The sequence below is a fragment of the Erwinia sp. TECH1 genome, assembly GCF_054057575.1.
The window spans coordinates 4,223,700-4,246,186 of the sequence record NZ_JBSRZK010000001.1; the positions used below are offsets into that span (position 1 = coordinate 4,223,700).

Here is a 22,487-nt window from a genome sequence, read left to right on the forward strand (position 1 = left end):
GCTACTTTTCCTTCGCTGACAGTGTCGCCTCGACGACGCGCATCGCCTCAACGGTTTCTTTAACATCGTGAACGCGCAAAATATGCGCGCCCTGCATAGCGGCAATAACCGCGCAGGCCAGGCTGCCCGTCAGCCGCTGCGTCGGCCCGACGTTCAACAGCTGCCCAATCATACTTTTGCGTGACATGCCGACCAGCAGCGGCAGCCCAAAGCGGTGAAAATCGGCCAGGTGCGCTAACAGTTGGTAATTGTGGGAGAGATTCTTACCGAAACCGAATCCCGGGTCGAGCAGCAGCTGCGTTTTTTTGATCCCCGCCGCCTCGCAGCGAGCGATCTGCTCCACGAAAAAGGCGTCCACTTCCTGCAACAAATGACGATACTGCGGGGACTGCTGCATCGTTTTAGGATCGCCCTGCATATGCATCAGGCAGACCGGCAGCCCCGTCTCTGCCGCCGCTTCCAGCGCGCCGGGTTTCTGCAGGGAGCGGATATCGTTAATGATATGCGCGCCAGCCTTTGCGGCTTCCCGGATAACCTCCGGGCTGGAGGTATCCACAGAGATCCATACCTCAAAGCGCTGCGAGATAGCTTCCACAACGGGGATAACGCGCGCCAGCTCCTGTTCAACGCTGACCTCATCCGCTCCAGGACGCGTAGATTCGCCGCCGATATCAATGATGGTCGCGCCAGCGTTAATCATGCCGTTAGCGTGCGTCAGGGCCTGCACTAAATCGTTATGCTTGCCGCCGTCCGAAAAAGAGTCCGGCGTCACGTTCAGAATGCCCATAACGTGAGGATGAGTCATATCGAGCACGGAATCTCGGGCGTGAAGCTTCATGGCGGCGGTTCTCCTTCAGTGTGGTGAGATAATCATAAAAAAAAACCCCGGTCATCGCCGGGGTTTGTTGTTGCTCGGTCACGCTTACATGGTGTTACCAGGGTTTGGCGTACGCGGTTCGTCGACCGGACGCGGCGCCTTAGGCGTACCGTTGTCAGAGCTGCTGCTGCCCGGATCTTCCCAACCGGCTGGCGGACGCACTTCGCGGCGAGCCATCAGGTCGTCGATCTGAGGCGCATCAATGGTTTCATACTTCATCAGCGCGTCTTTCATCGCGTGAAGGATGTCCATATTCTCGTTCAGGATACGGCGGGCACGCTGATAGTTGCCTTCGATCAGCGCTTTCACTTCCTGATCGATAATGCGTGCCGTTTCATCAGACATATGCTTCGCTTTCGCGACGGAACGTCCCAGGAACACTTCGCCCTCTTCTTCCGCATAAAGCAGCGGACCCAGCTTCTCGGAGAAGCCCCATTGCGTAACCATGTTACGTGCAATGGAGGTCGCTACTTTGATGTCGTTAGACGCGCCGGTAGACACATGCTCTACACCATAGATGATCTCTTCCGCCAGGCGGCCGCCGTAAAGCGTGGAGATCTGGCTTTCCAGCTTCTGACGGCTGGCGCTGATAGCATCGCCTTCCGGCAGGAAGAAGGTCACGCCCAGCGCACGGCCACGTGGAATAATCGTGACTTTGTGTACCGGATCGTGTTCTGGCACCAGACGGCCGATAATGGCATGGCCCGCTTCGTGATAAGCGGTAGATTCTTTCTGCGCTTCCGTCATCACCATGGAGCGACGTTCCGCACCCATCATGATTTTGTCTTTCGCTTTCTCGAACTCAACCATTGAAACCACGCGCTTGTTGCCGCGGGCGGCAAACAGAGCGGCTTCGTTCACCAGGTTCGCCAGATCGGCACCGGAGAAGCCCGGCGTACCGCGTGCGATAACCAGCGCATCAATGTCGGTAGCCAGCGGCACGCGACGCATATGCACTTTCAGGATCTGCTCACGGCCACGCACGTCTGGCAGACCGACCACAACCTGACGGTCGAAACGGCCCGGACGCAGCAGCGCAGGGTCAAGCACGTCAGGACGGTTAGTTGCCGCGATGACGATAATGCCTTCGTTGCCTTCAAAGCCGTCCATCTCAACCAGCATCTGGTTCAGCGTTTGCTCACGTTCATCGTGACCACCGCCCAGACCCGCGCCGCGCTGACGACCTACCGCATCGATCTCATCGATAAAGATGATGCACGGCGCCGCCTTCTTGGCTTGTTCAAACATATCGCGTACGCGGGATGCGCCCACGCCGACAAACATTTCAACGAAGTCAGAACCGGAGATAGTAAAGAAAGGCACTTTCGCTTCACCCGCGATGGCTTTCGCCAGCAGGGTTTTACCGGTACCCGGAGGACCGACCATCAGCACGCCTTTTGGAATTTTACCGCCCAGCTTCTGGAAACGGCTCGGCTCGCGCAGGTATTCCACCAGCTCGGCGACTTCCTCTTTCGCTTCGTCACAGCCTGCAACGTCCGAAAACGTCGTCTTGATCTGATCTTCCGTCAGCATACGGGCTTTGCTTTTGCCGAAGGACATCGCGCCCTTGCCGCCGCCGCCCTGCATCTGACGCATAAAGAAAATCCACACGCCGATCAATAGCAGCATCGGGAACCATGAAATGAAGATGGAAGCCAGCAGGCTTGGCTCTTCAGGCGGTTCGCCTACCACTTTGACATTTTTGGTCAACAGGTTATCGAGCAACTTAGGATCGTTGACGGGGATGTAGGTGGTGTATTTGTTGCTGTCTTTTTTGACAACGTTGATTTCACGCCCGTTAATACGTGCCTCGCGGACCTGATCCTGGTTCACTTCCGACAGGAAGGTTGAGTAATCAACCCTACGGCCATTTGACTCGCTGGGCCCAAAGCTCTGGAAGACCGACATCAGCACGACTGCGATGACTAGCCAGAGAATCAGGTTTTTCGCCATGTCACTCAAGGGATTAACCTCTTATTACAACTGTGTTAACAGACAGCGTAGGGTACTATAGTTTGCGCCCTGTCGCTACAATGTACACTTCACGTGAACGAGAACGTGAAGCGTCCGGCTTACGAATTTTCACTTTCGTAAACAGGGAGCGAATTTCCCGGAGGTAATCTTCAAAGCCATCTCCCTGAAACACCTTCACTAAAAAACTGCCGCCGGGTGCCAGAACGTCCCGGCACATCTCCAGCGCAAGCTCAACCAGATACATTGACCTTGGAATATCTACCGCCGGCGTTCCCGTCATGTTGGGCGCCATATCGGACATTACTACCTGCACTTTGGTATCGCCAACGCGATCCATAAGCGCTTTCAGCACCAGTTCATCACGAAAATCGCCCTGAAGGAAATCGACGCCGACGATAGGATCCATCGGCAGGATATCACAGGCAATCACGCGACCTTTTGATCCAATTTGCGTCACCACATACTGAGACCATCCGCCTGGCGCCGCACCGAGATCGACAACCGTCATCCCCGGCTTAAACAGCTTGTCACCCTGCTGTATTTCATCAAGTTTAAACCAGGCGCGCGAACGCAGCCCTTTTTTCTGCGCCTGCAGCACATATTTATCGCTAAAGTGTTCCTGTAGCCAGCGGCTGGAACTGGCCGAACGCTTTTTACCAGTCATACAATTTCCAACTATGATTCAACGTATGCGATAAATAAACCGCACAAATCAGCATGCCGATTTGGTGATATACCCGAGATGGCGGTAGAATGACCCGTTTTCAATCCCAATGTAAGTAAAAAATACGATGAATCTGAGTACCAAACAAAAACAGCACCTGAAAGGACTGGCCCATCCGCTGAAGCCTGTCGTGATGTTAGGCAACAACGGTCTGACCGAAGGGGTGCTGGCCGAAATCGAACAGGCACTGGAGCACCATGAGCTCATCAAGGTAAAAATCGCGACGGAAGACCGTGAGACAAAAACCCTGGTGGTAGAGGCTATCGTGCGCGAAACCAAAGCCGCAAACGTGCAGGTTATCGGCAAGACGCTGGTGCTGTACCGTCCGACGAAGGAACGTAAAATCGCTCTTCCTCGCTAAAAGCTAGCCGCAGAAGAAAGTGACACGCTCGTGATGTCAGGAAAAGGCCGCAAAGCGGCCTTTTTCTTTTCTTTACACTATGTCTGAAAAATAGCTTAAGAGTAAATCAGATATACTCTATTTTCAGAATTTCATACTCAACGTCGCCGCCCGGCGTTTTGATGATGGCCACATCATCCACTTCTTTGCCGATCAAACCGCGCGCCATCGGCGAGTTAACAGAAATCAGATTTTGTTTAAAGTCCGCTTCGTCATCGCCCACGATACGGTAGGTCGACTCCTCATCCGTGTCCACGTTCAATACGGTAACGGTAGCACCAAAGATCACGCGACCATTCGCATTCATTTTAGTGACGTCAATCACCTGAGCGTTGGACAGCTTGGCTTCGATTTCCTGAATACGACCTTCACAGAAGCCCTGCTCTTCGCGTGCGGCGTGGTACTCTGCATTTTCTTTCAGGTCGCCATGCTCGCGTGCTTCCGCGATAGAAGCAATAATTCTGGGGCGTTTAACGGTTTTCAGCTCTTCAAGCTCTTCGCGCAGTCTCTCGGCGCCCCTTAGCGTCATCGGAATCTGATTCATCTCAATACCTCGTCAACTGATCCTGTGCAAAATTTTCGTCATCCTGACAGGTAAGTGCAGAAAAAGCGTTCTGCGGCGCTTGCCACTGATTTACAAACGAAAGAAACCTGGCCCGGAGGAAACCCAGGGCCTGGTGGTTTTGCATTTTGATACGTATTTTACCCCAGAGTTCCCTATGGGTCATCGTTTACTTTCCACCATGATGCACCGTAGTATGGCAACATCACCTGCCAGTAAACGCGAGATTATGCGATTTTCACGAATTGTTACCGGCTTAGCTTGCGCATTTATGCTGAATGCCAACGCGGCCACGGTCGAAGACTATATGCAGTATCTGCCCGATGGCGCGAATCTGGCGCTGATTGTGCAAAAAGTCGGCGCGGATACGCCTTCTATTGATTATCACAGCAAGCAGATGGCGCTGCCCGCCAGTACGATGAAAGTCATTACCGCGCTGGCCGCCCTGCTCCAGCTTGGGCCGGAATACCGTTTTCATACGCAGCTGGAAAGTAAAGGCTCCATCAGCAACGGGACGCTAAAAGGCGACCTTGTGGCGCGATTCGGCGGCGATCCGACGTTAACGCGTCAGGATCTGCGCAATATGGTTGCCGTCTTAAAAAAGCAGGGCGTCGACCATATTCAGGGTAACCTGGTGATCGACACCTCGGTGTTCGCCAGCCATGATAAAGCGCCGGGCTGGCCGTGGAACGATATGACGCAGTGCTTCAGCGCGCCGCCCGCGGCCGCTATCGTGGATCGTAACTGTTTCTTTCTCCGTTTCGCTCTACAGCGCGCAGACGCCGGGCGAAAAAGCCTTTATTCGCGTGGCTTCGTTCTATCCGGTCAATATGTTCAGCCAGGTACGCACGCTGGCGCGCGGTTCGTCGGAAGCGCAATATTGTGAGCTGGACGTGGTGCCTGGCGAGCTGAACCGCTTTACGCTGACCGGCTGCATGAGCCAGCGCGCTGAACCTCTGCCGCTGGCCTTTGCTATTCAGGATGGTGCCAGCTACGCCGGTGCGATCCTGAAAGGAGAACTGCAACAGGCCGGTATCGACTATTCCGGGCATCTGGTGCGGCAGACGCTGGCGACGCCGCCGACCACCGTACTGGCTGAGACGCAGTCCGCGCCGCTGCACGATCTGCTGAAGATTATGCTGAAGAAGTCGGACAACATGATTGCCGATACGGTGTTCCGCACCATTGGTCATGAGCGTTTTGGCGTTCCCGGCACGTGGCGAGCCGGTTCTGATGCTATCCGTCAGATCCTGCGGCAAAAAGCCAATATCGATATGGGCAACAGCATTCAGGTGGATGGTTCCGGCCTGTCACGTCACGACCTGATTTCGCCCGATACCATGATGCAGGTGCTGCAATACATTGCGCAAAACGATCAGCAGCTGAACTATATTTCTATGCTGCCGCTGGCAGGCTACGACGGTACGCTGCGCTATCGCGGCGGTCTGCATGAGGCGGGCGTGGACGGCAAAGTCTCGGCGAAAACGGGATCGTTACAGGGCGTGTATAACCTGGCGGGCTTTATTACCACCGCCAGCGGTAAGCGGGTCGCCTTTGTGCAATATCTTTCGGGCTATGCGGTGCCGCCGCAGAATTTCAAGCAGCGTCGCATTCCGCTGGTTCGCTTTGAAAGCCGCCTTTATAAAGATATTTATCAGAATTACTAAGATTAAGGGCGGGATTATCTCCCGCCCTTTTTATCAAAAATGCGTATTCAGACTCATATAATAAGTCCTGCCTGACTCGTTAAAGGTATTGGCGCCTGCGCCATACATATAGGCGCCGGTCGTCGAATTACCCGTAGTTTGCGCATTGCCCTCGCGGAAATGACGCTTATCGAACAGGTTATCGATACCGACGGTCACGCTGGCGTACTTATTCACATCATAGGTGCCGCTAAGTCCCAAAATGGAATACGGGCTGACCGTGGATTTTTCTGTTCCGCTTACCGCTTCTCCCTTGTAGTTATACTTCTTCGGCGTCTGCCGACCGTACCAGGTAAAGGTGGTTTGCAGCGACAGATCCTGCGTCGCCTGCCAGGAGAGCGTCGAATTCAGCGTATATTCCGGGATAACAGACAGGCGATCGCCCGTGGTTTTGTTTTTGCTTTGCAGCATATAGGTCAGGTTATTGTTCCAGCTGATGGCTTCCGTCACCGGCAGGTTCACCGTTCCTTCCAGCCCTTCCACCACGGCTTTTGGCACGTTTTCCCATTTGTAAATGTCGGTGCTGCCGGTAGAGCCTGTCGGCACGTAACCCGATTCGATCTTGTCGCGGTAGTCGTTGCGGAACCAGGTCAAACCGGCCTGATAGCCCTCATGCTTATACTCCACGCCCACTTCTTTATTGATGCTGGTTTCGGCTTTAAGGTCGTCGTTACCCATCAGGTAGCAGGCGCCAGCGCTGTCGGCACAGCCCTGACCACGGCTGTAAAGCACGTAGTTCGGGTTGGTTTGGTAGAGGCTCGGCGCTTTATAGGCTCTGGCGATCCCCAGCTTCAGCGTAAAGTCGTCCGCCAGGATCTGCGAAAGATTCAGCGACGGGCTCCAGTTATTGCCGACGATGCTGTGATGATCGAAGCGCAGCCCCGGCACCAGCGTGGTGCTGTCGGTCAGTTCCATATTGTCTTCCGCAAACAGCGAGAAAATTTCTGCCGAGGAGTAAGGGCTGCGGTTGCTGCTGCTGATGCCGTCGATAGCGCCGCCAGAGAGCGCCTGAGTATTAGAGGCGCCATCCTTCATATGCTGCTGGTTCCATTCGGCGCCAAACGTCGCGGTCTGGTTAACCAGAAACTCAAAGGGCACGCTGACTTCGCTGTGCAGCAGCACGTCGTTGAGCTCGATAGTGGAGAACCCGCTGTCTGAGAAGATCCCTTCCGTACCGCCTGCCAGTCCTTCGTTCATCCGCGAGTTGCGCGTATTCTCATACTGAGCATAGCTGCGCGTGCTGACGCCATTATCCCAGACGCCGGTCCAGGTGACCGCATAGTCCTGACGATAAAGGCGGTTGGTTTCGTCGCCGTATTTGCTCTGCACCAGCGCGCTGGTATTGGTGTTTTGGGTATCGCCTGCATAGAGATTACCCTGACGGCTGTAGCCCGCGCTGAACTCCAGGTTCTGATTGGTCGCAAACTCCCAGCGCAGCTTACCGTGTATATCTTTATTCACCACGCCTTCGCGTCCCGCCGGAACGGTATCGGCATAGGTGCCGGTGCGCAGCGACTGATGACCTTCGTTAATAAACTGCGCGTCCGCCTGCGTCTTGCTCAGGTTGCCCCACAGCGAGAAGCTGACATCATCGCCCATCGGGCCGCTCAAAGAGAAGTTAGAGCGTTTGGTGGAGCCTTCGGATTTATGCTCCGGCATATTCAGGTAGGTGTTCCAGCTGCCGTGCCACTCGTTGCCGGTCTGTTTGGTGATGATATTCACCACGCCGCCCGCCGCGCCGTTGCCATAGCGTGCCGCCGCCGGGCCGCGGATCACTTCGATATGGTCAACCATTTCCGGCGGCACCCAGTTGGTATCGCCACGCGTGTCGCGTTCGCCGCGCCAGCCCAGACGTACCGAGTTGCGGCTGGCGACCGGCATTCCGTCGATCAGGATCAGCGTATTTTCTGGCCCCATACCGCGAATGTCGATCTGACGATTATTGCCGCGCTGGCCGCTGGTGGAGTTGCCGGTAAGGTTAACGCCCGGCATGGTACGGATGATTTCAGAAAGATCGCGTGAAGGCGGACGTTTTTTGATTTCGTCGGCGGTGATGGTGGATACGCCCGGCGCCTGCAAGTTCTGCTGCTCCGCCGTGACCATCAGGGTGCCGCCTTCCGCATCGACATGTTCGCCGGAGGCCGCCGCCGCGGGCGCCTCTGCTTCAGCGTTAGTTTGGGTGCTATCGTCCGCCGTTGCGCCTGCCATTGCGCCCAGGCCAAGCAAAATTGCCAGTGAGAGTCTTGATAATGTGTTCAACGTTCTCATTCCCTGTAGATCCGCCTCCGCCAGTCTCTACAGAGGCAAGTAGATAAATAAACAGGCGTTGCTGTCCGCCCACGCCTGGTTTGCGGTACGCACGGGCGTCTCTGACCAGGCGGCCATACATTATTTCAAATGCAAACAATTATCAATTCGATTGTTTGTCGTATTCTTATTAGCGTGATGATTTTGTGAGCAGGCAGGAAAACGCAGCGGAGAGCGGATGCCTTCGCGGACGCGAAGGCATGAAAAACTATTTGCCGGAAAACAGCTGTTCCAGGCGGGTCAGGACATTGTTGGCGCTGTAGTAGTCCAGCCGGAAGCTGTCTTCGCCCAGCGCATAAACCTGCTTGTTTTTTACCGCCGGGGAGTTGGCGACCAGCGGCTCGGCCAGCAGCGCCGCCTGCTCTTTATCACCTGCGGCAAACATCAGCACGGACCGCCCCGTCAGGCCGGTGACCAGATTTTCTCCGCTTATGGGAATAATATCCCGACGCTTAAGGCGCTGGCTGGCCTGACGTACCACGGCCGTCGGCTCAGCCAGGGTAAAGCCCAGCGATCCCAGTAGTTTTCCCTGGGCAGATTCCGGCGTCCAGAGATTGACCAGATGGATATGAGGATTATAAACCAGCGCGGAAACGGGCTGCGGCGGCAGTTGCAGCTTCGCTTTGACCTCTTTCTCCCGCTGCGCGTAGCGTTGAATCGATGCCTCCGCCTCGGTTTCTTTACCTGTGGCCTGCGCCAGCACGCGCTCTACTTCCTGCCAGCTTTTATCGTCGTAGTTAACGACCAGCGTCGGCGCCAGCGCGGCCAGACGATCGTAAAACGGCAGCGCGGAGTCGTTTCCCGTCGCGCTGACGATAATCAGATCCGGATTTTCTGCGGCAATCGCTTCAAGGTTAGGTTCGCCGCTGTAAAGGCGCTTAACGCCCTTCGCCGCCGCCACGTTCCCCCACTGACGGAAAAATCCCTGGCCGTCGGCGATACGATGGCCTGGCATGGTGGCACCGCTGGCGATAACCGGCGCGTCTATCGCCAGCAGCGAGCCGGTCAGCGTCACGCTGGTAGAGACAATCCGTTCAGGCTGCTTCTTTAGCACCATTTCGCCCTTAACGCTGGTGATATGCCGTGGCCAGCCTTCTTCGGCACGCGCTGCACCGCTCGACAGCAGCGAGAGAGCAAAAATTATCAGGGGAAACATTTGGATGGGAGTGCGCATGGATCAACTCATTCAGACGGGGCAAAGCGCGGGGCTTCGCGAAGGATCGGATAGAGCAGATGATAATGATTATCTTTATTAGCGGGAAGAAATAATTACTGCTGCGAAGGTCAACGCTCATGAAGCTGGGTTCCTGCTCAGTGAGGCTGCCATCGGTACTCCGTGCGGTTCCCATAACAGAAAGGGCGCCGATTGGCGCCCTTCAGGGATTAACGCTGGTAGATGATTTCGACGCCTTCGTCGTCTTCGTCATCCCAGTCGTCGTCCCAGTCATCGTCTTCTTCTACCGCCGTTTCAGCTTCTTCCAGCTGCTGGCGATGATAGTCGTCCCACATGAACTCCACTTTTTCCGGCTGCTTCTCTTCCACTTCCGCCTCTTTTGGATTGGCGTTCAGGAAGGACATCACGTCCCAGCAAAGCGGCGTTACGCCAACGCGGTTGGCGGCAGAAATCAGATAGTATTTATCCGTCCAGCCCAGCGCATCGGCAATGGCTTTCGCACGGGATTCCGCTTCTTCCTGATCCAGCAGGTCGACCTTGTTGAAAACCAGCCAGCGAGGCTTATTAAAAAGCTTCTCGCTGTATTTTTCCAGCTCGCCCAGAATGATGCGGGCGTTTTCTACCGGATCGGTTTCATCAATTGGCGCCAGGTCGATGGTGTGCAGCAGCACGCGGCAGCGCTCAAGGTGCTTAAGGAAACGAATACCCAGACCTGCGCCGTCAGAAGCGCCTTCAATCAGGCCCGGAATGTCGGCGATCACAAAGCTCTGCTCGCTGTCCATACGCACTACGCCCAGGCTAGGTACCAGGGTGGTAAACGGATAGTCGGCTACTTTAGGCTTCGCGGCGGAAACGGCGCGGATAAAGGTGGATTTACCCGCGTTCGGCAGGCCCAGCATTCCGACGTCGGCCAGCAGCATCAGCTCCAGCTGCAGATCGCGCTTCTCGCCCGGCGTTCCCATCGTTTTCTGACGAGGCGTACGGTTAACGGAAGATTTAAAGCGGGTGTTGCCCAGGCCGTGCCAGCCGCCTTTTGCGACCATTTGCAGCTGACCGTGCTTCATCATATCGCCCAGCGTTTCGCCAGTGCCCTGATCGATGATACGGGTGCCGACCGGCACTTTAATAATAATGTCTTTACCGCGTTTACCGGTGCAGTCACGGCTCTGGCCGTTCTGCCCGCGCTCGGCACGGAAAGATTTTTCAAAGCGATAATCGATAAGGGTGTTCAGGTTCTCGTCGGCCTGCATATAGACGTCGCCGCCATCACCACCATCGCCGCCGTCCGGGCCGCCTCTGGGAATATATTTCTCACGACGGAAACTGACGCAGCCATTGCCGCCATCACCCGCAGCAACGAGGATCGTCGCTTCATCAACAAACTTCATGTTACTTCTCCGTAAATCATTTGCCCGCTGCTGGCAGGATGATCCGTCGTGGCTCGCAGGCCTTATGACGGCTGTCCGGGGGCGCAGCCCTCGCGTCATTTCCAGACAGGGGATCCGCCTTAAGACATCATGCAGCTGAATACAAAGTGTACAGCAAAGGGTTTTACTGGCAACCTGATTGGCGCGCCAGATGCAGAATGTAAAAAGCCCCGCAATCATAGCGGGGCTTTTTGATTCGCTGCTGAAAGCGGTATCAGGTACCGCCTTCAGGCACGAAAACCTTACTCAGCAACGATGCTGATGTATTTACGGTTGTTCGGGCCTTTCACTTCAAACAGGACCTTGCCGTTTGCCGTAGCAAACAGGGTGTGGTCACGGCCGCAGCCTACGTTGGTGCCCGCGTGGAATTTGGTGCCACGCTGACGAACGATGATGCTACCTGCCAGAACGCTTTCGCCACCGAAACGCTTAACGCCCAGGCGTTTTGCGTTGGAATCGCGGCCATTTCGAGTGGAACCGCCAGCCTTTTTATGTGCCATTTGTCAGATCTCCTCTTAGGCGCTGATGCCAGTGATCTTCACATCAGTGAACCACTGACGGTGACCCTGCTGCTTACGGTAGTGTTTACGACGACGAAACTTAACAATCTTAATTTTGTCGCCACGACCGTGAGCAATAATTTCTGCTTTGATCACGCCGCCTGAAACTAAAGGTGCGCCGATCGTTACTTCTTCGCCGTTGGCAATCATCAGAACCTGGTCGAATTCAATCGTTTCGCCGGTTGCGATGTCCAGCTTTTCCAGGCGAACGGTCTGACCTTCGCTCACTCGGTGTTGTTTACCACCACTTTGGAAAACCGCGTACATATAAACTCCGCTCTCGCGCTTGCCGTCTTGAGTTCAGGCTGCGCTATAAATATTCACAATAGGGCGCGAATTCTACGCAACTTCGCACGCGATGACAAGTGCCAGGTAGCGGGTATTGCAGAAAAAAAACGCAAAGCACAGCCAAATGTTTCACAGTCGCCATTTTCAAGTACAATCTGTTATACATTACATGCCGCAGGCACGGGTAAAGACGCTTATCATAGCCGCAAAGTGGGCAATAGCTGAAAAGACTGATGAACTTAGAACAGATAAACGAACTCACCGCGCAGGACATGGCGGACGTCAATGCAACCATACTCGAGCAGTTGAATTCTGAGGTTTCCCTCATCAATCAGCTGGGTTACTACATCATCAGCGGTGGAGGCAAACGCATCCGCCCAACGATCGCCGTTTTGGCCGCGCGCGCGCTGAATTACTCCGGTAAACAACATGTTACCGTAGCAGCCCTGATAGAATTCATTCACACTGCCACCCTTCTGCACGATGACGTGGTGGACGAATCGGATATGCGCCGCGGCAAAGCCACCGCCAACGCTGCTTTCGGCAATGCGGCCAGCGTGCTGGTCGGCGATTTTATCTACACGCGCGCTTTTCAGATGATGACCAGCATTGGTTCGCTGCGCGTGCTGGAGCTGATGTCGGAAGCGGTTAACGTGATAGCGGAAGGCGAAGTGCTGCAGCTGATGAACTGTAACGATCCCGATATTACCGAAGAGAGCTATATGCGGGTGATCTACAGTAAAACTGCTCGCCTGTTTGAAGCCGCCGCCCAATCTTCCGCTATCCTGGCCGAGGCCACGCCGGAGCAGGAAAAGGCGTTGCAGGATTATGGCCGCTATATCGGCACCGCTTTCCAGCTTATCGACGATCTTCTTGATTACAGCGCCGACGGTAAAACGCTGGGTAAAAACGTTGGTGACGACCTTAGCGAAGGCAAACCAACCTTACCGCTGCTGCACGCCATGCGTAACGGCACGCCGGAGCAGGCAGCGATGATCCGCAGCGCGATTGAGCAAGGTAACGGTCGCCATCTGCTGGAACCCGTACTGGAAACCATGCAACAGTGCGGCTCGCTGGCCTGGACACGGGAATCGGCAGAACGCGAAGCAGACAAGGCCATCGCCTGTCTGAATGCCCTACCGGAATCGCCGTGGCGCAGCGCGCTGGAAGCGCTGGCGCATATGTCGGTGCAGCGCGAATTTTAATCCCTGAGCGCGGTCAGCCGCGCTTTTTCCCTTCTGTACAACGCCTCCTGGATCCCTTTTTGTAATGTAATGCATCACGCTGTTACGTAACTTTTGCGCATTACGCCTCAAAAACAAAACGCTGCTTAAATTTTATTGGAAATATCTTAGCGATTATTGTTATAAATCTGACTGCGATATTTAAAGGCTAACGCCTTAAATATTCACATCATGTTCGCAATCCCTGCCGTAGAGACGGCAATGTTGCGTCCTGATGTTTCCAGAAATAGCGATGCGTCCATGGAGGAAAAAGCAGATGCTAGAGAAGAAAGCGGACTGGCATAACGCGGATATTATTGCAGGTCTGAAAAAGAAAGGCACCACGCTGGCCGAGGTATCACGAGAGGCCGGATTAAGCTCGTCCACGCTTGCTAACGCGCTGTTCAGGCCGTGGCCTAAAGGCGAATGGATTATCGCCAATGCCCTGAACATCCATCCGGCCGAGATCTGGCCCAGCCGCTATTACGATCCTGTCACCCATGCCCTGCTCGACCGTAAAAAGCTTATTCGCTCATAAAGAAAAGGCGGTAGATTTCTACCGCCCCGTTGCCAGTCAGCTTCAAACGGCGTTATTCGTCGCCGCTTACGCGCTCGATATTAGCGCCTAACGCTTTCAGCTTGTCTTCGATGTGCTCATAACCGCGATCGATATGGTAAATACGATCCACAATCGTGGTGCCTTCCGCGATGCAGCCAGCCAGCACCAGGCTTGCGGAAGCGCGCAGATCGGTGGCCATGACCTGAGCGCCGGACAGTTTCTCCACGCCGTGGCAGATCGCCGTATTGCTTTCAATTTCCGCATGCGCGCCCATACGGATCAGCTCCGGTATGTGCATAAAGCGGTTTTCGAAGATGGTTTCGGTGATCACGCCCGTGCCTTCCGCCACCAGATTCAGCAGACTGAACTGCGCCTGCATATCGGTTGGGAAGCCAGGATGCGGCGCGGTGCGGAAGTTGACCGCTTTTGGCCGCTTGCCGTGCATATCCAGACTGATCCAGTCCTCGCCGGTTTCAATATCTGCTCCCGCTTCACGCAGCTTGGCCAGCACCGCGTCCAGCGTAGCCGGCTGCGTGTCGCGGCAGACAACTTTACCGCCGGAAATCGCGGCGGCGATCAGGAAGGTGCCGGTTTCAATACGATCCGGCAATACGCGATAAACGCCGCCGCCCAGGCGCTCAACGCCTTCGATAGTAATGCGATCGCTGCCGGCACCGGTGATTTTCGCGCCCAGCGTATTCAGGAAGTTCGCCGTATCGACGATTTCCGGCTCGCGGGCGGCGTTTTCAATCACGGTGGTGCCGGTAGCCAGCGTGGCGGCGCTCATGATGGTGACGGTTGCGCCTACGCTGACCTTATCCATCACGATGTGCGCGCCTTTCAGGCGGCCGTCGACGGACGCTTTAACATAGCCTTCTTCCAGCTTGATCTCGGCACCCAGCTGCTCAAGGCCGGTAATGTGCAGATCGACAGGACGCGCGCCGATAGCGCAGCCGCCAGGCAGAGAAACCTGCCCCTGACCGAAACGCGCCACCAGCGGGCCAAGCGCCCAAATCGAAGCGCGCATGGTCTTTACCAAATCGTAAGGCGCGCAAAAAATATTGACGTTGCTGGCATCCAGGTGCACCGAGCCGTTACGCTCCGCTTTTACGCCCAGCTGGCTCAACAGCTTCATGGTAGTATCGATGTCCTTAAGCTTCGGGACATTCTGAATTTCTACGGGATCGGACGCCAGCAGAGCAGCGAAAAGAATCGGCAGCGCAGCGTTTTTAGCACCGGAAATGGTCACTTCCCCGCTTAAACGGGTCGGGCCCTGCACACGAAATTTATCCATTAAACCTGCTCTCAATTAATCAGCAATAGAGTACGGCCGCTTCACCGCCCGAAGCGATGAAGACGGCGACTTAAAAACCGTTCAGCTTACGGTCACGTGCCCATTCTTCCGGCGTATAGGTTTTGATGGACAGCGCGTGAATACGGTTGTCGGCAAGATAGGCCGCCAGCGGCGCGTAAATCGCCTGCTGCTTTTTCACGCGGCTCAGTTCACCAAACATCTCGCCTACGGCGATCACCTGAAAGTGGCTGCCGTCGCCGGTTACAATGGCTTCCTGCAGCGGCAGCGCGGCCATCAGCACGGATTGGATTTCACTAGTTTCCATGGGATTTTCTAAATTCGGTTGAGGATAAACAGGCCTACATAGTAGTGGAAAGCGGAGCTATCTTAAACAGGCAAAAAAGCCTCCGCGTGTGCAGAGGCTTTTTCATCAGGAACGGGCGCGGGCCGTCAGCGTTCGGCGGTAATAAACTGCTGCAGATTATACAGCGCGATCAGCGAACGCAGTTTGTCGGTAATCCCGGTAAATCCCGGCGCTTTCCCCTGCCCCAGCGCGATCTGACGCAGGTGCACCAGCAGCGCCAGCCCGGCTGAATCGACTCTGTCCAGCGCGGAGACATCAATGGTATCAATCTGTTTCATGACCGTTTCGCGCTGCTGCCACAGTGCGGCCAGCGTTTCCCGCTCCAGCTCGCCCGCCAGATGCAGGCGGTTGCCCTCGATGCGCCAGTTAAGCTGATCCATTACTGCTGCTTGTCCAGCGTAATCGGCTGGCTGGCCGCGTTTTTCAGCACGTCAGTCAGGCCGTCGACGCCTTTCTGACGCAGAATGCCCGCCCACTCGTTCTGCTTGGTGGAGATCATGCTGACGCCTTCCGCGATCATATCGTAGGCCTGCCAGTCGCCGGTGCGGCTGTTCTTACGCCACTGGAAGTCCAGGCGAACCGGCGGGCGGCCGTTAGGATCGATGATGGAGACGCGGATGGCAATAATATTGGCATCGCCATAGGGCTGCTCAGGTGCGATCTGGTAAGTCTGACCGTGGTAGAGCGCCAGCGCCTGGCCGTAAGCCTGAGCAAGATAGTCGCTAAAGGCTTTGAAATAGGCTTCGCGCTGGGCAGGCGTCGCTTCTTTGTAGTAACGTCCCAGCACTAACGCGCCGGCATATTTAATCTGCACATAGGGCAGCAGCTCTTCACGCACGATTTGGCGCAGGTAGTTGGGATCCTGCTTGATTTTAGGCTGCTCGTTTTTAAGACGGGTAAAGGTTTTCTCCGCCGCCTCGTTCATCAGCTTGTAAGGGTTGGTTTGGTCGGCGGCAGCGTTAGCCGCGACCGGGGCGATGATTAACATGGCCACCATCAGGAAACGTTTAAACATTACTGCTCCTCTTAAGGGTTAGTCGCTGCGGCCGGGGCAGGCTCGCCGCCGTTCTCCGGCGCCGCGTTTTTACTCTCGTTACCGTTGCCGCTCTTATACAGGAACTGGCCTATCAGATCTTCCAGCACCATTGCCGACTTGGTGTCCTGAATGGTGCTGCCATCCTTAAGCATAGCCGTTCCCATCTCCGGATCGTCAAAACCGACGTTGAGCGCCAGATACTGTTCGCCCAGCAGGCCAGAGGTTCTGACCGCCAGCGAGCTGGTATCCGGCAGCTGATTATATTTGTCTTCGATATCCATCGAGACGCGCGGCAGATAGGTTTTCTCATCCAGGCCGATATCCGTCACGCGGCCAATCACCACGCCGCCGATTTTCACCGGCGAACCGCTTTTCAGCCCGCCGATATTGTCAAAGGTAGCGTAGAGCCGCCAGGTGGGTTCGCTGCCCAGGGATTTCAGATCCGCCACGCGCAGGCAGAGAAACAGCGCCGCGCAAAGCGCCAGCAGTAAAAAGACCCCTACCCAAATTTCGCTTTTTTTCGTTTGCATCGAATCAGTTCCCAAACATCAGTGCTGTCAGCACAAAATCCAAACCGAGCACAGCCAGAGAAGCATGTACTACAGTACGCGTCGTCGCCCGGCTAATGCCTTCAGAAGTCGGCACGGCATCGTAGCCGTTAAACAGGGCAATCCAGGTGACGGTAAAGGCGAAAACGGCGCTTTTGATCACGCAGTTGACGATATCGGTACGGATATCCACGGCGTTTTGCATCGCCGACCAGAAAAAGCCGCCGTCGATGCCTTTCCAGCTGACGCCCACGATAGCGCCGCCCAGTATACCTACCGCGACGAAAATTAGCGTCAGCAGCGGCATACTGATAAAACCGGCCCAGAAGCGAGGAGAGATAATCCTGCGCAGCGGATCGACCGCCATCATCTCCATGCTGGAGAGCTGCTCGGTCGCCTTCATCAGACCGATTTCCGCCGTAAGCGCCGAGCCTGCCCTGCCGGCAAACAGCAGCGCCGTGACGACCGGCCCCAGTTCGCGCAGCAGCGACAGCGCCACCAGCATCCCCAGGCTGCTGTCGGCCCCGTAGGTATTCAGCACCAGGTAGCCCTGCAAACCCAGCACCATGCCGATAAACAGGCCGGAAACCACGATAATCAGCAGCGACAGCACGCCAATGCTGTACAGCTGCTTGATCACCAGCGGCGCATGTTTGCGGAAGCGGGGAATGCCTATCAGCGCGTGAAAAAGCATCAGCCCGGCGCGGCCAAACGAGGCGCAAATATTGATCCCCTGACGTCCGACGGACGCCAGTGCACGTAGTAACATCAGATTAACTCCCTGAGCCGGTTAGATCCTGCAGATAGTCGCCTGCGGGAAAACGAAAAGGAACCGGGCCGTCGGCGATGCCGTCGATAAACTGGCGAACCCGGGCATCTTCATTTTCATGCAGCGCGCTGGCCGTTCCCTGAGCGATAACTTTCTGTCCGGCGATAATGTAGGCGTAGTCGGCAATGCTCAGCACTTCCGGCACGTCGTGTGAAACCACAATGCAGGTCATGCCCAGCGAGTGGTTCAGCTCGTCAATCAGCTTGACCAGCACGCCCATGGTGATCGGGTCCTGCCCGACGAAAGGTTCGTCGAACATAATCAGATCCGGCTCCAGCGCGATAGCTCTGGCCAGCGCCGCGCGCCGCGCCATGCCGCCGGACAGCTCGGAAGGCTTTAGCTGAGCCGCGCCGCGCAGGCCGACGGCTTCCAGCTTCATCATCACCGTGCTGTGCAGCAGCGCGGGCGGCAGCTGCGTATGTTCGCGCAGCGGCCAGGCGACGTTGTCAAACACCGTCAGATCGGTAAACAACGCGCCGGACTGAAATAACATGCTCATTTTTTTACGCGCTTCGTAGAGACGCGAGCGCGAAAGCGCGGGGATATTTTCCCCGTTAAACCAGATTTCGCCGGCATCGGGACGCAGCTGACCGCCGATCAGACGCAGCAGCGTGGTTTTACCAATGCCTGAAGGGCCCATAATGGCTGTGACTTTCCCTTTCGGCACCGTAAGCGAGATGTTATCGAAAACCGGGCGATCGCCGCGAGCGAAGCTGACGCCCCGAACGTCCACCAAATTCGTCTCCGTCTGGCTCATTGTGACCTCTTATCCTCTTTTCCAGGCATTTCATCCTCTACCGATGGTAACGTATAACCAGCGGAACTGGACACTTTTACAGAAACTTATCCGTCTGACGTAGCGAAAGTTGGCATAAGTTTTACTTTTTGCTTTCAGACCGTCAAAATCAGCGCGTTCGCGGCCATTTTACCGGCCCGTTTTGCTCGTCGTGCAAGGCAAGCCGACGATTATACCCGATCAAAGGACATTTCATGCTTGTAGCTACCGCACTATTGATTATCGGCCTGGTCCTGCTGGTATATGGTGCAGATCGTCTGGTGTTCAGCGCGGCTATCCTGTGCCGCGCAATTGGCGTTCCTCCGCTGATTATCGGCATGACCGTGGTCAGCATAGGCACCTCGCTGCCTGAACTGATCGTCTCTTTCTCCGCTTCCCTGCACGGCCAGATGGATTTAGCGGTTGGCACGGCGGTCGGCTCCAATATCACCAATATTCTGCTGATCCTCGGCGGCGCGGCGCTGCTGCATCCCTTAAGGCTGTATTCCAGGCTGCTGGCGCGCGAGCTGCCGTTGATGCTGCTGATTACATTAATCAGCGGCCTGCTGCTGTTTGATAATATGCTAAGCCGCAATGACGGCCTGATCCTGATTGCCTTTGCGGCAGGCTACCTGTTGTTTATTATCAACATTGCCCGCAAAGCGGAGCGTGGCGATACGGATTCGCTGACGCGCGAACAGCTTGCCGAACTGCCGCGTGACGATACAGGCAACACGGTGGCGTTTCTCTGGCTGGGCGTGGCGCTGATTATTTTACCGATGTCGACCCGTATGGTTATCGACAACGCAACGGTTATCGCCAATTTTTTTGGCGTCAGCCAACTGGTGATCGGCCTGACGGTGATCGCTGTCGGCACCAGCCTGCCGGAGCTGGCTACGGTGATTGCCGGCGCGCTGAAAGGCGAAGATGATATCGCCATCGGCAATCTGATCGGCTCTAACATCTACAATATTGCCATTGTACTTGGCATTCCGGCGCTGCTGCATCCGGGCGCGGTGGATATACATGCTTTTGCCCGCGACTACTGGATCATGCTGGGCGTCAGCGCGCTGTTTACGCTTATCTGCCTGCGCCGTAGCCGCTGTATCGGCAGAGTGGCAGGCGCGCTGCTGCTGACAGGCTTTGTTGCCTGGGTCGCGTTACTCTACTGGCTTCCTTCGGCCACCTTTTGGTAAAAGGATTAGAACCTATGTCACCTGTTACTCTACGGCCCGACTTTGATTTTCAGCAGGCGGGGAAAGATGTTCTGACGATTGAACGTCAGGGACTGGAACAGCTCGATCGGTACATTAACGAAGACTTTACCGAAGCCTGTAAGCAAATTTACAACTGCCACGGCAAAGTGGTGGTGATGGGCATGGGGAAATCGGGCCACATCGGCAAAAAGATGGCGGCCACCTTCGCCAGCACCGGCACCCCGGCGTTTTTCGTGCATCCGGCAGAGGCCAGCCACGGCGATCTTGGCATGGTCAGCTCGGGCGATATTGTTATCGCCATTTCCAACTCCGGCGAATCCTCCGAGATCCTGGCGCTGATCCCGGTGCTGAAGCGGCTGCGCGTCTCGCTTATCTGTATGACCGGCCGTCCCGACAGCGCGATGGGCCGCGCGGCAGATATCCATCTCTGTGTTAAAGTACCGCAGGAAGCCTGTCCGCTGGGGCTGGCGCCGACCACCAGCACCACGGCAACGCTGGTGATGGGCGACGCGCTGGCGGTAGCGCTGCTGAAGGCGCGCGGCTTTACGGCTGAGGATTTCGCCCTCTCCCATCCGGGTGGCGCACTGGGCCGCAAGCTGCTGCTGACCGTTGACGATATTATGCATAGCGGCGATGAAATTCCTCGCGTCGGCCGTGACGCCTCGCTGCGTGACGCCCTGCTGGAAATCACCCGTAAGAATTTAGGTATGACGGTAATCTGTGACGATTTGATGAAGATCGAAGGGATTTTCACCGATGGCGATCTGCGACGCGTCTTTGATATGGGCATTGATATTCAACATGCCAGTATCGCCAGCGTTATGACCTCGGGCGGCGTACGGGTGCGGCCCCATACGCTGGCGGTCGATGCCCTGAATCTGATGCAGAGCCGTAATATTACCGTTTTAATGGTAGCCGACGGCGATCGGCTGCTTGGCGTAGTGCATATGCACGACATGCTGCGTGCTGGCGTGGTTTAACAAGGAATAAAAAATGGCTGGCGCAAGCTGGATAAGTACCTGTTATGGCGACGTGAGCGAGACCGTGATGGCGCGCGCGCGTGAAATTAAGCTGTTGATTTGTGACGTAGATGGCGTGATGTCCGACGGTGTGATTTACCAGGGCAATAACGGCGAGGAGCTAAAAGCCTTCAACGTGCGGGACGGCTACGGCATTCGCTGCCTGCTGACCTCGGACGTGGAAGTCGCTATTATCACCGGTCGCAAGGCAAAGCTGCTGGAAGATCGCTGCGCCACGCTGGGCATTACGCATCTTTACCAGGGCCAGTCGGATAAGCTTTTGGCCTTCCGTGAACTTCTGGATAAACTGTCGCTGATGCCGGAGCAGGTCGCCTACATTGGCGATGACCTGATTGACTGGCCGGTAATGGCGGAAGTCGGCCTGAGCGTGACCGTAGCCGATGCGCATCCCGTGCTGCTTCCTCGTGCCGACTACGTTACCCGCCTCGCGGGCGGACGCGGCGCCGTACGTGAAATTTGCGATCTGATCCTAATCGCGCAGGATAAGTTTGATAAGGCCAAAGGGCAGTCTGTATGAGTAAAACAAGGCGTTGGATTACGCTCCTGCTGGCGCTGGTAGCGATCGTGCTGATTGGCTGGAACCTGGCCGATACGGATAAGCCTGCGCCCGCGGCCAGCAACGCGCTGGAGCCGACCTATACGAGCCAGTCGTCCAATACGGTGGTGTATAACCCGGAAGGTGGACTGAGCTACAAGCTGGTGTCCGAGAAAGTAACCTACTTTTCCGCCGACGCGGTAAGCTGGTTCGATAATCCGGTCATGACCACCTATGACGAAAACAAAGTGCCCACCTGGTCGGTACGGGCAGACAAGGCCAAACTAACCAATGACCGTATGCTCTATCTTTACGGCCACGTCGAGGTCAACAGTCTGGCCCAGGACGCCCAGCTACAACGAATTAAAACCGATAACGCCGTAGTGAACCTTGTCACGCAGGACGTTACCTCAGAAGATCGGGTAACCTTATACGGCAACAGCTTCAGCTCTAGCGGCATGAAGATGCGTGGCAATTTACGGAAGAAAACCGCCGAGTTGATTGAAAAGGTCAAAACCTCCTATGAAATTCAGAATGCGAACCAACCTTAAGTTTTTGACGCTCGGCCTGCTGCTGACTGCCAGCCTGCCCGCTCTTGCCCTGACGGGCGATTCGGATAAGCCGGTCAACGTGGACTCCGAAAATCAGGCGCTGGATATGCAGGGCAACGTGGCGACCTTTACCGGCAACGTCATCGTGACCCAGGGCTCGATCAAAATCACCGCGGATAAGGTTGTGGTCACGCGTCCGAACGGCGACAGCAACAAAACCATCGTGGATGCCTGGGGCAATCCGGCAACGTTTTATCAGATGCAGGACAACGGCAAGCCCGTTAAAGGCCATGCGCAGAAAATGCACTACGAGCTGGCGAAGGATTTCGTCGAGCTGACGGGCAGCGCTTATCTGGAGCAGCTGGACAGCAACGTCAAAGGCGATCGCATCACCTATCTGGTGAAAGAGCAGAAAATGCAGGCCTACGGCAATACCGGCAAGCGCGTCACTACCGTGCTGGTGCCTTCGCAGCTGCAGGATAAAAACGCCTCCTCCCCCAAGAAGAGTAACTAAGCC

Annotated in this window: 24 protein-coding genes and 1 pseudogene; 9 read left to right on the forward strand and 16 right to left on the reverse strand. The window is 55.7% G+C overall.

Annotated elements, in window-relative coordinates; translation table 11 throughout:
- Position 1: 1 nt before the first annotated feature.
- The 3 genes from folP to rlmE all read right to left on the reverse strand — a co-directional run bounded on the left by folP (position 2) and on the right by rlmE (position 3,515).
- Positions 2-838 (reverse strand): dihydropteroate synthase, encoded by an 837-nt coding sequence (gene folP / locus ACVWZ0_RS19790; RefSeq protein ID WP_253457912.1) that lies wholly within the window; start codon positions 836-838, stop codon positions 2-4.
- Positions 839-922: 84 nt separating this feature from the next.
- Positions 923-2,830, reverse strand: coding sequence for an ATP-dependent zinc metalloprotease FtsH (ftsH, locus tag ACVWZ0_RS19795; RefSeq protein ID WP_253457909.1), 1,908 nt, complete (start codon positions 2,828-2,830; stop codon positions 923-925).
- 55 nt (positions 2,831-2,885) lie between these two features.
- Positions 2,886-3,515, reverse strand: coding sequence for a 23S rRNA (uridine(2552)-2'-O)-methyltransferase RlmE (gene rlmE / locus ACVWZ0_RS19800; RefSeq protein ID WP_125287108.1), 630 nt, complete (start codon positions 3,513-3,515; stop codon positions 2,886-2,888).
- 127 nt (positions 3,516-3,642) lie between these two features.
- Between rlmE and yhbY the strand changes: the two genes are divergently transcribed.
- Positions 3,643-3,936, forward strand: a complete 294-nt coding sequence (gene yhbY, locus ACVWZ0_RS19805) for a ribosome assembly RNA-binding protein YhbY (RefSeq protein ID WP_125287107.1) — start codon at positions 3,643-3,645, stop codon at positions 3,934-3,936.
- A 106-nt stretch (positions 3,937-4,042) separates the two neighbouring features.
- Here yhbY and greA read toward each other — a convergent pair whose 3' ends face one another.
- Positions 4,043-4,519, reverse strand: coding sequence for a transcription elongation factor GreA (greA, locus tag ACVWZ0_RS19810; RefSeq protein WP_125287106.1), 477 nt, complete (start codon positions 4,517-4,519; stop codon positions 4,043-4,045).
- A 247-nt stretch (positions 4,520-4,766) separates the two neighbouring features.
- On the opposite strand from greA, the pseudogene dacB reads away from it, so the two are divergent.
- Positions 4,767-6,204: pseudogene (dacB, locus tag ACVWZ0_RS19815) on the forward strand (serine-type D-Ala-D-Ala carboxypeptidase).
- Between the two features lie 33 nt (positions 6,205-6,237).
- Here the strand turns inward: dacB and ACVWZ0_RS19820 are convergent.
- From ACVWZ0_RS19820 to rplU, 5 genes are all read right to left on the reverse strand, one after another.
- Positions 6,238-8,502 (reverse strand): TonB-dependent siderophore receptor, encoded by a 2,265-nt coding sequence (locus tag ACVWZ0_RS19820; RefSeq protein WP_253457906.1) that lies wholly within the window; start codon positions 8,500-8,502, stop codon positions 6,238-6,240.
- Between the two features lie 256 nt (positions 8,503-8,758).
- Complete coding sequence (fepB, locus tag ACVWZ0_RS19825) at positions 8,759-9,724, reverse strand: Fe2+-enterobactin ABC transporter substrate-binding protein (protein ID WP_253457903.1); 966 nt, start codon at positions 9,722-9,724, stop codon at positions 8,759-8,761.
- Between the two features lie 209 nt (positions 9,725-9,933).
- Positions 9,934-11,112 (reverse strand): Obg family GTPase CgtA, encoded by a 1,179-nt coding sequence (gene cgtA, locus ACVWZ0_RS19830; protein ID WP_253457900.1) that lies wholly within the window; start codon positions 11,110-11,112, stop codon positions 9,934-9,936.
- A gap of 281 nt (positions 11,113-11,393) precedes the next feature.
- Positions 11,394-11,651 (reverse strand): 50S ribosomal protein L27, encoded by a 258-nt coding sequence (rpmA, locus tag ACVWZ0_RS19835; protein ID WP_012666719.1) that lies wholly within the window; start codon positions 11,649-11,651, stop codon positions 11,394-11,396.
- Between the two features lie 15 nt (positions 11,652-11,666).
- Positions 11,667-11,978, reverse strand: a complete 312-nt coding sequence (gene rplU / locus ACVWZ0_RS19840; protein WP_125287102.1) for a 50S ribosomal protein L21 — start codon at positions 11,976-11,978, stop codon at positions 11,667-11,669.
- Positions 11,979-12,232: 254 nt separating this feature from the next.
- Between rplU and ispB the strand changes: the two genes are divergently transcribed.
- Both ispB and ACVWZ0_RS19850 read left to right on the forward strand, forming a co-directional pair.
- Positions 12,233-13,204 carry an octaprenyl diphosphate synthase gene (gene ispB, locus ACVWZ0_RS19845; protein ID WP_253457897.1) on the forward strand — a complete coding sequence of 324 codons (972 nt, stop codon included), beginning with the start codon at positions 12,233-12,235 and terminating at the stop codon, positions 13,202-13,204.
- A gap of 295 nt (positions 13,205-13,499) precedes the next feature.
- Positions 13,500-13,760: a helix-turn-helix domain-containing protein gene (locus ACVWZ0_RS19850; RefSeq protein WP_253457894.1), complete on the forward strand. Its 261-nt coding sequence runs from the start codon at positions 13,500-13,502 to the stop codon at positions 13,758-13,760.
- A gap of 52 nt (positions 13,761-13,812) precedes the next feature.
- Here the strand turns inward: ACVWZ0_RS19850 and murA are convergent, their stop codons facing one another.
- The 7 genes from murA to mlaF all read right to left on the reverse strand — a co-directional run bounded on the left by murA (position 13,813) and on the right by mlaF (position 18,609).
- Positions 13,813-15,075 carry a UDP-N-acetylglucosamine 1-carboxyvinyltransferase gene (murA, locus tag ACVWZ0_RS19855; RefSeq protein ID WP_253457891.1) on the reverse strand — a complete coding sequence of 421 codons (1,263 nt, stop codon included), beginning with the start codon at positions 15,073-15,075 and terminating at the stop codon, positions 13,813-13,815.
- Positions 15,076-15,145: 70 nt separating this feature from the next.
- On the reverse strand, positions 15,146-15,400 hold the full coding sequence (gene ibaG, locus ACVWZ0_RS19860) for a BolA family iron metabolism protein IbaG (RefSeq protein ID WP_125287098.1): 255 nt from the start codon (positions 15,398-15,400) through the stop codon (positions 15,146-15,148).
- Between the two features lie 125 nt (positions 15,401-15,525).
- Positions 15,526-15,819, reverse strand: coding sequence for a lipid asymmetry maintenance protein MlaB (gene mlaB, locus ACVWZ0_RS19865; RefSeq protein ID WP_253457888.1), 294 nt, complete (start codon positions 15,817-15,819; stop codon positions 15,526-15,528).
- Positions 15,819-16,454 carry a phospholipid-binding protein MlaC gene (gene mlaC, locus ACVWZ0_RS19870; RefSeq protein ID WP_253457885.1) on the reverse strand — a complete coding sequence of 212 codons (636 nt, stop codon included), beginning with the start codon at positions 16,452-16,454 and terminating at the stop codon, positions 15,819-15,821. The genes mlaB and mlaC overlap by 1 nt, the downstream gene beginning before the upstream one ends.
- Before the next feature lie 11 nt (positions 16,455-16,465).
- Entirely contained in the window at positions 16,466-17,005 is a 540-nt protein-coding gene (gene mlaD / locus ACVWZ0_RS19875; protein WP_125287095.1) for an outer membrane lipid asymmetry maintenance protein MlaD, read from the reverse strand.
- 4 nt (positions 17,006-17,009) lie between these two features.
- The gene (mlaE, locus tag ACVWZ0_RS19880) at positions 17,010-17,792 is read right to left on the reverse strand and encodes a lipid asymmetry maintenance ABC transporter permease subunit MlaE (protein WP_253457882.1); all 783 of its coding nucleotides are present in this window, start codon (positions 17,790-17,792) and stop codon (positions 17,010-17,012) included.
- 4 nt (positions 17,793-17,796) lie between these two features.
- Positions 17,797-18,609: a phospholipid ABC transporter ATP-binding protein MlaF gene (gene mlaF / locus ACVWZ0_RS19885; protein WP_125287093.1), complete on the reverse strand. Its 813-nt coding sequence runs from the start codon at positions 18,607-18,609 to the stop codon at positions 17,797-17,799.
- A 233-nt stretch (positions 18,610-18,842) separates the two neighbouring features.
- Between mlaF and ACVWZ0_RS19890 the strand changes: the two genes are divergently transcribed.
- Genes ACVWZ0_RS19890 through lptA form a run of 5 tightly spaced genes read left to right on the forward strand, consistent with a single transcriptional unit; the run spans position 18,843 to position 22,484 of the window.
- Complete coding sequence (locus ACVWZ0_RS19890) at positions 18,843-19,823, forward strand: calcium/sodium antiporter (RefSeq protein WP_253457880.1); 981 nt, start codon at positions 18,843-18,845, stop codon at positions 19,821-19,823.
- A 14-nt stretch (positions 19,824-19,837) separates the two neighbouring features.
- Complete coding sequence (gene kdsD, locus ACVWZ0_RS19895; RefSeq protein WP_253457877.1) at positions 19,838-20,824, forward strand: arabinose-5-phosphate isomerase KdsD; 987 nt, start codon at positions 19,838-19,840, stop codon at positions 20,822-20,824.
- Positions 20,825-20,837: 13 nt separating this feature from the next.
- On the forward strand, positions 20,838-21,401 hold the full coding sequence (gene kdsC / locus ACVWZ0_RS19900) for a 3-deoxy-manno-octulosonate-8-phosphatase KdsC (RefSeq protein WP_253457874.1): 564 nt from the start codon (positions 20,838-20,840) through the stop codon (positions 21,399-21,401).
- Entirely contained in the window at positions 21,398-21,970 is a 573-nt protein-coding gene (gene lptC / locus ACVWZ0_RS19905; RefSeq protein WP_253457871.1) for an LPS export ABC transporter periplasmic protein LptC, read from the forward strand. Before kdsC ends, lptC begins: the two co-directional genes overlap by 4 nt.
- A complete protein-coding gene (gene lptA, locus ACVWZ0_RS19910; RefSeq protein ID WP_125287088.1) occupies positions 21,942-22,484 on the forward strand; it encodes a lipopolysaccharide ABC transporter substrate-binding protein LptA in 543 nt (180 codons plus the stop codon). Before lptC ends, lptA begins: the two co-directional genes overlap by 29 nt.
- The last annotated feature ends 3 nt before the right edge of the window (positions 22,485-22,487 follow it).